The sequence below is a fragment of the Sphingomonas oligoaromativorans genome (assembly GCF_011762195.1).
Taxonomy (GTDB): domain Bacteria; phylum Pseudomonadota; class Alphaproteobacteria; order Sphingomonadales; family Sphingomonadaceae; genus Solisphingomonas; species Solisphingomonas oligoaromativorans.
The window spans coordinates 17,602-28,436 of the sequence record NZ_JAASQK010000015.1; the positions used below are offsets into that span (position 1 = coordinate 17,602).

Here is a 10,835-nt window from a genome sequence, read left to right on the forward strand (position 1 = left end):
GAGGGAAGAGAGCGTGCCTATTGCGCCCGCATCTTGCGGACGTCCTCGGCCGTCACGCGCGACGGCTTCGCGCCGAAGCGCGCGGTGACGTAGTTGGCTGCAGCCGCGATCTCCGCGTCGCTGTAGGAAGCGCGGAAGCTCGGCATGAATGCGCCCTGATGTTCGGGCGAACCGATACCGTTCAGGATCATCATCGCGACGTTGGCGGCCGTGGCGTCGTTGACCGCGCGGTTGCCGGTCAACTGCTGTTCGGCCGTGATCGCGCCGCGACCATTCCACGCATGGCAACTGGCGCACGCACCCTCGAAGATCCGCTTGCCGACCGGATTGTTGGTAGGGCCAGCGCTTGCCAGCGTAGGCGCTGGTCCGGCCATCCGTGGGGAAGCCTTGGTGTGGACGGCGGGTACGGACTGCAGATAGGTCACCATCGCGGCAATGTCGCTGGGCGTGAGTTTGCTGGTGCTGAGTTCCACCGCCTCGCCCATCGGGCCGGAGGCGACGCCGTGGCCGGGCGCATGGCCCTTGGCGAGATACTGCGCCAGATCCTGGGCCGACCACGCGCCGATGCCGCTCAGCCGGTCGCTGCTGATATTGTAGGCGTTCCAGCCCTCCGCTTGCCCGCCGGCGAACTTCTGGCGCGTGTTCATCGCCTGCATGATCGTGCGCGGCGTGTGGCATTCGCCGCAATGCTCCGCCGCCTCGACCAGATAGGCGCCGCGATTCCACTGCGCGCTCCGCTCCTGCACCGGGCGGAAGCGATGGCCGGGATTGAAGAAGGCGCTCCAGAAGGTCATCAGCCAGCGCTGGTTGAACGGGAAGCTGAAGCCGAGCGGCTTGTTCGCCTGCCGCACCGGCGAGATCGTCGAAAGGTAGCGTCGGATCGCCAGGACATCGTCGTCGGTCAGCAACGTATAGGAGGCGTAGGGGAAGGCTGGATAGAGCCGCTCGCCGCCGCGTCCGATGCCCTTATGCACCGCGCGCAGGAACTCGGCATCCGTCCAGGCGCCGATTCCCGTCTCACGGTCCGGCGTGATGTTGGGCGTGTAGATCGTACCGAACGGCAGCTTGAACGGCCGTCCGCCGGCAAAGGGCTTGCCGCCCTTCGCGGTGTGGCAGGCGGCGCAGTCCGCAGCCTGCGTCAGATACTGGCCCTTGGCGATCGGGTCCGCATTCGCCAGCTCGGCGGGGACGCCGGCCGGCGAGGGGCCGCGATAGTCTGTGAGATCGACCTGCGTCCCCCCGGCGAAGGCGAGCGGGCCGGGAAGCAGGGCAAGCCGCCATGTCGCCACTGCGACGAACAACAGGACGGCAGCCCCGAGGATCAGCCAGTTGCGGCGCCGCGCGATCACGCCCGGCGATCCTTCGCCAGCAACGCCGTATCGATGGGCATCCGGGTAAGCTGCACGCCGGTCGCGGCATAGATCGCGTTGGCGACCGCGCCCTGGACCGAAACCGTGCCCGGCTCGCCGATCCCGCCCGGCGCCTCTGCGTTGGTCACGACATGCACATCTATACGGGGCGTCTCGTCCATGCGGACGACGCGATAATCGTGGAAATTGCTCTGTTGCGTGCGGCCGCCAACCAGCGTGATCTCGCCGTGAAGCGCGGCCGAGAGACCGAAGATCATGCCGCCTTGGATCTGGGAGACGATGCCGTCGGGATTGACCGGAGTTCCACAGTCGACGGCTGTGGTCAGTCGTGTGACGGTGACGGCGCCATCGTCGGCCACGGAAACTTCCGCGATCGTGCAGAGGAAGCTGCCGAACGCATATTGCAGGCTGATGCCGCGCCCCGAACGGGTGGGAAGGGGATCGCCCCAGCCCGCCTTCGTTGCGGCGAGATCCAGCACCGCGCGGGCGCGGGGCAATTTTCCGATTATCGAGCGCCGGAAGGCGAGCGGATCGGCGCCCGCTTCGTGCGCTACGCGATCGATGAAACTCTCGGTGGCGAAGACGTTCATGTTGGGACCGACGCCTCGCCAGAAGGCGGTGTTGACGCCGCGCGGCTCATGGCGGACCCACTCGACGTAGCTCGCCGGGAAATCGTAGGGCGTCTCGGCCGCACCGTCGACGGCGTCGATATCGATCTTGCCGTCATAGGCGGGTGGCAGCCAGCGCCCGATCACCGCCGGTCCCACCACTTTATGCGACCAGGCGACAGGCTTGCCATTGTCCAGCTTCGCCTCGAGCCACGCGCCATAGACCGAGCGATAAGGTGCCTTGCCGATATCCTCTTCCCGGCTCCAGATGACCTTCACCGGCCCGTCGACATGGCGTGCGATGCGGACCGCCTTGCGCACTCCGTCAACCTCGAGCCGGCGGCCGAAGCCGCCGCCGATCAGGTGGTTGTGCACCGTTACCTGCTCGGGCGTCAGCCCAGCCTCCTCGGCGGCAGCGCGCTGTGCCATCGTGATCGCTTGCGTCCCCACCCAGACCTCGCAATGGCCAGGCGTCAGATGCACGGTGCAGTTCATCGGCTCCATGGGCGCATGGGCGAGAAGCGGTAGCTCGTAGGCGGCCGAGATGACGCCGTCCCCTGAAAGCTTGGCGCGCGCGCCAGTATCGACGGCGACATGGCCTTCCGTGTTCGCGGCGGCATGAAGGTCCGCCCGAATGGTCTCGGTCGAGACGGCGGCGAGCGGACCATCATTCCATATGATGTCCAACGCCGCGAGCGCCCGCATCGCCGCCCAGCTCGTGTCGCCGACCACTGCGACCATATCCTCGAGCACGACAATCTGTTTCACGCCGGGGAGAGACTTGGCCTGCAATTCGTCGACCCGCGCCACCCTGCCGCCGAGCACCGGCGAGCAGGCGAGGCTGGCGAAGCGGACGCCGGGCGGCATGGCATCGATGCCGTACTGGACGACACCATTGGCTTTGTCGGGTGTATCGAGCCGGTGATGCGAACGGCCGATCAGGCGAAAATCGGCAGGCTCCTTGAGCTTCGGCTCGGCGGGCGGCTTTTCCAGCATGGCGGAGGCCGCCAGCATGCCGTAGCCGAGCGTCCGGCCGCTCGCGTCGTGGATGACGGCGCCGGCCTCGGTGCGACAGCTCTCGGGCGCCACACGCCAGCGCCTCGCGGCGGCGGCAACCAGCATCGCACGGGCGCTCGCGCCGACCTTGCGCAGCGGCAGCCAGTATCCGCGCATCGACGTCGATCCGCCGGTCGCCTGCACCTGGAAGATCGGGTTGCCGTAGAGCTTGTCGTTCGCCGGGGCGGCTTCCAGCGTCACGCCGTCGAGCGGCAGGTCGAGTTCTTCCGCGATCAGCATGGACAATGCGGTGTAGATGCCCTGGCCCATCTCCGTCTGGGGCATGATGAGCCTCGCCTTGCCGTCCGAAGCGATACGGATGAAGGCATCGGGCGCGAACGCCGCGCGGACGGTGGGCGTGGCTGCGGCGATGTCGGCGGTCTTCAGGTCGACACCGAGGACGAGCGCCGCGCCTACAGCTACGCCGCTGCCGAGGAAATGACGGCGGGACAGCACTGACTCAGCCATGACGGGCAGCCTGCTTGATGCCCTCGCGGATGCGGACGTAGGTGCCGCACCGGCAGATATTGCCCGACATCGCCGCATCGATGTCCGCATCATCGGGTGACGGGTTGGTGGCGAGCAAGGCGGATGCCGCCATGATCTGGCCGGACTGGCAATAGCCGCACTGGATCACCTCGAGGTCCAGCCACGCCTTCTGGATGCGCCGGCCGGCGGAGGTGGCGCCGACTCCCTCGATCGTCGTCACCGCGCGATCGCCCACCTGGCTCACCGGCAGGCGGCAGGATCGTGTAGGGACACCATCGATATGGACAGTGCAAGCACCGCATTGGGCGATGCCGCAGCCGAATTTCGTGCCGGTCATGGCGAGCACGTCGCGCAGCACCCAGAGCAGGGGCGTGTCACCATCGATCTCGACGTCGCGTTGCTCCCCGTTAACCTGGATACTGATCATCTCGCTTCACCTCGTCACTTCAGGGTGCAGCAGCTGTCGGCTGGCCGGTAGGTATACATCGGTATGGTTGGGGACCGCACGGGAGCCAGCCTGAGGCGGGAAGGCAGGCGCCGCCCCTGGCGTTTCGACGACCGGACATCTCGAAATCCACGATAAGCGCAGCCGCGGCCTTCAACGATTTCGTGGACTAACGTCGCACCACCGCGCCTCGGCATTCGGCGGCCTCCCCCAACTTGGTCGCGGGAACCCATACTTGAATACGATGGCAGCGCTGCCTGTGCCGCCGGATGCTCGCCCACGCACCCGTCAGCTTTGGAGCATCGCATGGCCTACCGTACCGTCAATCCCTCGACCGGCGTGATTGAGAAGACCTTCGACACGATCAGCGACGCGGCGCTTGGCGCGATTCTCGACGAATCCCATCGCTGCTACCGCGAGGACTGGCCGCACCGCCCGATCGAGGAGCGCGCCGCGATCCTGCGCCGCGCCGCCGCCATCATCCGTGAGGATGTTCGGAGACTTGCTGAAATCCTCGCCCGCGACATGGGCAAGCTGATCTCGCATGGGCACGGCGAACTGATGCTCTCGGCCGCGATCCTCGATTATTATGCCGATACGGCCGCCGAGTTCCTTGCGCCCAAGCCGCTGCCCGACGCGCCCGGTGCGGAGCTCTATGCGCTGCCGCTCGGCATCATTCTGGCGATTGAGCCGTGGAACTTCCCCATGTTCCAACTCGCCCGCGTGGTCGGGCCGCAATTGATGGTCGGCAACGTCGTCGTCGCCAAGCATGCCAGCAACGTGCCCCAGTGCGCGCTCGCCTTCGAGGACGTGATGCGGCGCGCGGGCGTGCCGGCGGGTGCTTATGCCAACCTCTTCATCACCACCGATCAGGTCTCCACGATCATCGACGATCCCCGCGTGCGGGGCGTAACGCTGACCGGCAGCGAGAAAGCGGGCGCGACGGTCGCCGAGCGTGCCGCGCGCAACCTCAAGAAATCGGTCCTGGAACTGGGCGGTTCCGATCCGATGATCGTGCTGGAGGACGCGCCGTTCGAGCCGACCGTGATCAACGCGATGGTCGGCAAGATGAACAATGCCGGCCAGAGCTGCGTCGCGACCAAGCGCATGATCGTCGTAGGCGAGGAGCGCGGGCGCCAGTTCCTCGAGGCGATGATCGCGGCGATGGGGTCACTTCAGGCGGGCGATCCGCTCGATCCGGCGAGCACGCTTGCGCCGGTTTCGTCCGAGGGGGCGCTCCAGGGCCTGCTCGGGCAGATCGAGGAGGCGAAGGCCGGCGGCGCGACCGTAGCGCTCGGCGGCCGCCGCATCGATCGCCCCGGCAGCTACCTTGAGCCGACCATCCTGACCTGCATCACGCCCGATAATCCCATCTATCGTCAGGAGATTTTCGGCCCGGTCCTGCCCTTCTACGTCGTCGCCGACGAGGCGGAGGCAATCGCGCTCGCCAATGATGTGCCGTTCGGGCTAGGCGGATCGGTCTTCACCGTGGACCTGGAGCGCGGCAAGCGTGTCGGCCTCGCCATCGAGAGCGGCATGGCCTTCATCAACAACCCGACCTGGTCGACCCCGCATATGCCGTTCGGCGGCGTCAAGAATTCGGGCTACGGGCGCGAACTCAGCCAGCTCGGCTTCGGCGAGTTCGTCAACTGGAAGCTGATCGCGGTCTCGCCGGCCGGCGCGCTGCCGCCGGGCATCAAGGCGCAGGCCTGATCGGTTCAGACCCCGGGGCTGCCGAGCGTAGCCCCGGCGGTCAAAGGCCGAGCAGTTCGACCTTGCGCACCATGTCGGCGACCGAGACGGACTTGAGCTTACGCCCTGCGCTCGACCGGTGCATCTTCACGGTGATCTCGGTGATGCCGAGCTCGTGGGCGATCTGCTTGTTGAGTAGCCCGCGCGCCACGCCGCGCAGTACGTCGACCTCGCGCGGCGTCAACTCGTCGCCCAGCGCGCGGACCTCGTTGCGCTCTTCGTCGCCCATCCGCCGCTGGCCGTCGCGACGCAGGGCGTCTGCCACCGTATCGAGCAAATCCTGCTCGAGGAACGGCTTGGGCAGGAAATCGAGCGCGCCGGCCTTCATCGCGCGTACCGATGTCGGGACGTCGGCGTGGCCGGTGATGAAGATGATCGGGATGTTGACGCCTCGCTTGGCAAGCTGCGTCTGAAGCTCGAGCCCGCTCGATCCCGGCAGCCGGAGATCGAGGACGAGGCAACTCGGCCGATCGGGGATGCCGTGCGCGAGCATGTCGGCGGTGGACCCGAACGTCACTGCCTCGATCCCGACCGAAAGGAACATGTCGGTCAGGCTGTCCCGCACATCGGGATCGTCATCAACGACCATCACCAGGGGCGTTGTCGCAGACGGGGCGGTCGGCGAAGCCCCTCCGATCTTGCGCGCGAGATTCAAGGGTACTTCCTTCTGGATCGCATGTGCCGGGCAAATTTAGCGCAGCTTTGAACAGGAGGCCAGCAATCCGGCCGGACTGCATCCCATACTTCGGTATCGGTGAAGAATTTCGCCGTTATTGCAGAGTGTTACTTGGCCTCCTCATACTATCCGCAAGCTACCCCATACCTCGGTACGGCTAGGGCGCGCGCGGTCTCCGGCCCAGATAACCGCCGTCATTCGCGCGCCAGCCGGTGCGCCATTCACAACGGAGATCGTGATGAAGGCCGCAGTCCTGAATGCCAATGAAGGACGGTTCGACGTCCAGGACGTGACGATCGATGCGCCGAAGGGGCGCGAGGTGCTGGTCGAGGTCAAGGCGTGCGGCCTGTGCCATTCCGACCTGCACATGGCGGAGGCGAATTACGGCCTGCCGCTCCCCGCGCTGCTCGGCCACGAAATTGCCGGCGTGGTAAAGGGGATCGGCCCCGACGTGCGCGAATTCGCGATCGGTGACCATGTCGTCGGCTCGCTCATCCAGTTCTGCGGCCATTGCCAGACCTGCCTGTCGGGGCGCACTTACCAATGTGAGAATCCGAGTGAGACGTTGCGTCCGGCCGCCGACGGCCAGCGCGTTACGCGGGACTCGGACGGCAGTCCGGTCCATCCCGCGTGGGGCACCGGCGGCTTCGCCGAGCAGGCGCTCGTCCATGAGAACCAGCTGGTGAAGGTGCCCGCCGAACTACCCTTCGCGCAGGCCTCGCTCCTTGGCTGCGGCGTGATCACCGGCGCGGGCGCCGCGATCAACACGGCCGGCGTTCGTCCCGGCGACACGGTGGCGGTGATCGGCGTCGGCGGTGTTGGCCTCAATGTCATCTCGGGCGCGAAGCTTGCCGGCGCCGATCGCATCATCGCCATCGACGCGCTCGCCAGCAAGGAAGAGATGGCCCGCAAGTTCGGCGCGACCGATTTCCTGAACGCGAAGGAAGTTGACGTGGTCGAGGCGGTGCATGCGCTGTTGCCGCGCGGCGTCCACCATGCCTTCGAAGTGATTGGTCTGCAGGCGACGGCCGAGCAGGCGGTGCGCCTCGTCCGCCCCGGCGGCGGCGCCTATCTGATCGGCGTGCCGCGTCCGGAGACGAAGATCTCGCTCAGCCAGATCGATCTTCTCGTCCGCCAGGTCGATCTCCGCGGCGTCTTCATGGGATCTAGCAACATCAAACGCGACATCCCGATGTATGCCGATCTCTATCTGCAGGGCCGCTTCAATCTCGACGATCTGGTCGCGCGCGAGGTCAATATCAGCGAGATCAACGAGGCCTATGACGATCTGAAGAAGGGGGCGATCGCCCGCACGGTGGTCACCTCCTTCTGAGGCTGATGCGGTGAAGCTCTTCACCCGTCCCGGTGCCAGTTCGCTGTCGGTCCACATCCTCCTGAGGGAGATCGGTGAGCCGTTTCAGTTGGAGGCGGTAAATGTCACCACCACGCTGCGCGCAGACGGATCGGATTACCGCGCGGCGGCACCGCACGGCATGGTACCGCTACTGGTGCTGGACGATGGGGAAGAGCTCACCGAGAATCTCGTGATCGCGCAATATCTATGCGATCGCGCGCGCCGATACGACCTGATGCCCGCGACTGGAACGCAGCGCCGCTATCGGGTCATGGAATGGCAGAGCTTTGTCGCGGCCGAACTCGACAAGAATTTCATGGCGCTGACCCGCCGCCTCGAAGGGCCGGTGCGTGAACTCGCTTTGCTGCGCATCCACGAGCGGCTGGCCGTCGCCGAGCGCGAGTTGACCGGGCCTTACCTGACCGGTTTCAGCTTCACTGCGGCGGACGCCTTTTTCTTCGTGATCGCCAGCCGGGCGCGGCATTACCGCATCCCCCTCCATGCCTATCCACGGATCGAGGCGCTGCTCGATCTGATCGGTGAGCGCGCCTCGGTGCGAGACGCGCTGGCGGCTGAGGGGCTGAGCAGGGGCCACTGGCTCGCCGAAGAAAATCCGCAGGCGGTCGCCGACGCGCCTGCCGCCTTCGCCCGATAATCCCTGGAGAGACTGACATGACCTACAAGCTCTTGATCGACGGCGAACTGGTCGACGGCGCGCAGACGATGGACGTCATCGATCCGACGACGACCAAGCCGTTCGCGCAGGCGCCGCACGCCAGCATCACCCAGGCGGGCGCTGCCATCGCCGCCGCCCGCCGCGCCCAGCGCGACTGGGCAGCGCTCGGTTATGAGGGGCGACGTCCCTATATCGAGCGCTTCGCCGACGCGATGACCGAGAATCTCGACCGCATCGCCGAGACGCTGACCCGCGAGCGCGGCGGACCGATCGCCGATTGTCGCTTCGAGGTCGGCCGCGCGCGCGACGCGATCCGCCATTTCGCCGGGCAGGTGCTGGAAGATCGTGTGATCCGCGAGAACGAGCAGGAACTGATCGTCGAGCAGCATTATCCGCAGGGCGTGGTCGTGGCGATCATGCCGTGGAACCGGCCGATGACGCTCCTGTCCTTCAAGCTGGCGCCGGCCCTGATCACCGGCAACACCGTCATCGCCAAACCCGCGCCGTCGACCCCGTTGTGCACGCTGATTCTCGGCGAGCTGGCGGCGGAGATCTTTCCCAAGGGCGTTTTCCAGACGCTGGCCGACGCAAACGATCTCGGGCCGTTGCTCACCAGCCACCCGGACGTTGCCCATGTCAGCTTCACCGGCTCGACGCCGACCGGCAAGAAGGTTTTGGGGTCTGCGGCCGGCACTCTCAAGCGCTTCACGCTGGAACTGGGCGGCAACGATGCGGCGATCGTGCTCGACGACGTCGATCTCGAATGGGTGGCGGACAAGATCTACGCCGCGGCGTTCATCAACGCAGGACAGGTCTGCTACGCCACCAAGCGCGTCTATGCGCCGCGCGCGCTCGTGCAGCCGCTCGCTGATGCGCTGGCGAAGAGGGCGAAGGCGGCCGTGCTCGGCGATGGCTTGAATCCTGCGACCACCATGGGGCCGCTCCAGAACAGGATGCAGTTCGAGAAGGTGCTGAGCTTCATCGCCACCACGCGCGAGGAGGGCGGCACCTTCCTCACCGGCGGCGAGCCGACCGGTACCGGCTATTTCATCGAGCCGGCGATCGTCACCGGTCTCGAGGAGAGCGCCCGGCTCGTGCAGGAGGAGCAGTTCGGCCCGGTGCTGCCGATCCTGCCCTATGACGACCTCGACGATGCCATCGCGCGCGCCAACGCGACCGAATTCGGCCTCGGCGGCACGATCTGGACGGGCAATCCCCGCCGCGGGATCGAGATTGCCGGCAGGATCGAGACCGGCACCATCTGGGTGAACCAGCATATGGCGTTGCCGCTCGACGTACCGTTCGGCGGCGCCAAGGAATCGGGCATCGGCCTCCAGAACGGCCTGGAGGGTATGAAGGATTTCACCCAGATCCGCATCCTGAATGCGAAGCTGGCAGGCTGAGGAGCGGTCGATGACCTTCGACACTTTCGATATCGGCGGTGACATGAAAGTCCGGCGGCTCGGCTATGGCGCGATGCGCGTGGCCGGCCCCGGCGTGTGGGGGCCACCGCGCGACCGTGAGGCGGTGCTGGCGACTCTGCGAGCGATTCCCGAGGTGGGTATCGACTTCATCGACACCGCCGACAGCTACGGGCCGGACGTGTCCGAGACGCTGATCCGCGAGGCGTTGTTTCCTTACCCGGAGGGGTTGCGCATCGCGACCAAGGCGGGCTTCATGCGCCCCGGCCCAGGCGAATGGCGGCCCAATGGCAACCCGGATTATCTCATCCGCCAGGCGCGACAGAGCCGGGAGGCGTTGGGGGTCGAGACGATCGATCTCTGGCAACTCCACCGCATCGATCCGGCCGTGCCGCAGGACGAGCAGTTCGCCGCGATCCGTCAGTTGATCGACTCCGGCGTGATTCGTCACGCTGGCCTGAGCGAGGTGAGCGTCACGCAGATCGAGGCGGCGCGGCGCGTGTTCCCGGTGGCGACCGTGCAGAACCGCTACAATCTCGCCGATCGCCAGAGCGAGGCGGTGCTCGACCATTGCGAAGCGCACGGGATCGGCTTCATCCCCTGGTTCCCGCTCGCAGCGGGGCGGTTGACCCAGCCCGGATCGATCCTCGACCGGATCGCGACCGCACACGAGGCAAGCGTCGGCCAGATCGCGATCGCCTGGCTGCTGCGGCGCAGCCCGGTGATCCTGCCGATCCCCGGCACGTCGAGCGTCGCGCATTTGCAAGAGAATGCGCGCGCCCGCCACATTCGCCTGACCGATGAGGAGTTCGCCCAGCTCGATGCCGCCGGCCGATAGAGAGGGCGTGCATCGCCGCCCGACTTTCGTTCGGGGCGATCGTGATCGAAGCGAACTGAGGTGGTGCCGGTTTTCTGGACAGGGTGTTAAGCTACTCCCGACCTGATGGATTGGTACGGGAATGAAGACGACGAGGAAGCGCTACAGCGC

General features: G+C 66.4%; 9 protein-coding genes. 5 read left to right on the forward strand and 4 right to left on the reverse strand.

Annotated elements, in window-relative coordinates; translation table 11 throughout:
* Positions 1-17 precede the first annotated feature (17 nt).
* Genes FHS98_RS17950 through FHS98_RS17960 form a run of 3 tightly spaced genes read right to left on the reverse strand, consistent with a single transcriptional unit; the run spans position 18 to position 3,950 of the window.
* On the reverse strand, positions 18-1,349 hold the full coding sequence (locus tag FHS98_RS17950; protein WP_341786103.1) for a c-type cytochrome: 1,332 nt from the start codon (positions 1,347-1,349) through the stop codon (positions 18-20).
* Positions 1,346-3,502 (reverse strand): xanthine dehydrogenase family protein molybdopterin-binding subunit, encoded by a 2,157-nt coding sequence (locus FHS98_RS17955; RefSeq protein WP_167108612.1) that lies wholly within the window; start codon positions 3,500-3,502, stop codon positions 1,346-1,348. The genes FHS98_RS17950 and FHS98_RS17955 overlap by 4 nt, the downstream gene beginning before the upstream one ends.
* Positions 3,495-3,950 carry a (2Fe-2S)-binding protein gene (locus tag FHS98_RS17960; RefSeq protein ID WP_167108615.1) on the reverse strand — a complete coding sequence of 152 codons (456 nt, stop codon included), beginning with the start codon at positions 3,948-3,950 and terminating at the stop codon, positions 3,495-3,497. Before FHS98_RS17960 ends, FHS98_RS17955 begins: the two co-directional genes overlap by 8 nt.
* A gap of 324 nt (positions 3,951-4,274) precedes the next feature.
* On the opposite strand from FHS98_RS17960, the gene FHS98_RS17965 reads away from it, so the two are divergent.
* Positions 4,275-5,681 carry an aldehyde dehydrogenase family protein gene (locus FHS98_RS17965; RefSeq protein ID WP_167108618.1) on the forward strand — a complete coding sequence of 469 codons (1,407 nt, stop codon included), beginning with the start codon at positions 4,275-4,277 and terminating at the stop codon, positions 5,679-5,681.
* A gap of 40 nt (positions 5,682-5,721) precedes the next feature.
* Here FHS98_RS17965 and FHS98_RS17970 read toward each other — a convergent pair whose 3' ends face one another.
* The gene (locus FHS98_RS17970) at positions 5,722-6,309 is read right to left on the reverse strand and encodes a response regulator transcription factor (protein WP_167108621.1); all 588 of its coding nucleotides are present in this window, start codon (positions 6,307-6,309) and stop codon (positions 5,722-5,724) included.
* A gap of 325 nt (positions 6,310-6,634) precedes the next feature.
* On the opposite strand from FHS98_RS17970, the gene FHS98_RS17975 reads away from it, so the two are divergent.
* The 4 genes from FHS98_RS17975 to FHS98_RS17990 are packed head-to-tail and all read left to right on the forward strand — an operon-like array spanning position 6,635 to position 10,685.
* Positions 6,635-7,729 carry a Zn-dependent alcohol dehydrogenase gene (locus FHS98_RS17975; protein ID WP_167108624.1) on the forward strand — a complete coding sequence of 365 codons (1,095 nt, stop codon included), beginning with the start codon at positions 6,635-6,637 and terminating at the stop codon, positions 7,727-7,729.
* Positions 7,730-7,739: 10 nt separating this feature from the next.
* Positions 7,740-8,405, forward strand: a complete 666-nt coding sequence (locus FHS98_RS17980; protein ID WP_167108627.1) for a glutathione S-transferase N-terminal domain-containing protein — start codon at positions 7,740-7,742, stop codon at positions 8,403-8,405.
* Between the two features lie 17 nt (positions 8,406-8,422).
* Entirely contained in the window at positions 8,423-9,829 is a 1,407-nt protein-coding gene (locus FHS98_RS17985; protein ID WP_167108630.1) for an aldehyde dehydrogenase family protein, read from the forward strand.
* Positions 9,830-9,839: 10 nt separating this feature from the next.
* Positions 9,840-10,685 carry an aldo/keto reductase gene (locus FHS98_RS17990; protein ID WP_167108633.1) on the forward strand — a complete coding sequence of 282 codons (846 nt, stop codon included), beginning with the start codon at positions 9,840-9,842 and terminating at the stop codon, positions 10,683-10,685.
* Positions 10,686-10,835 lie beyond the last annotated feature (150 nt).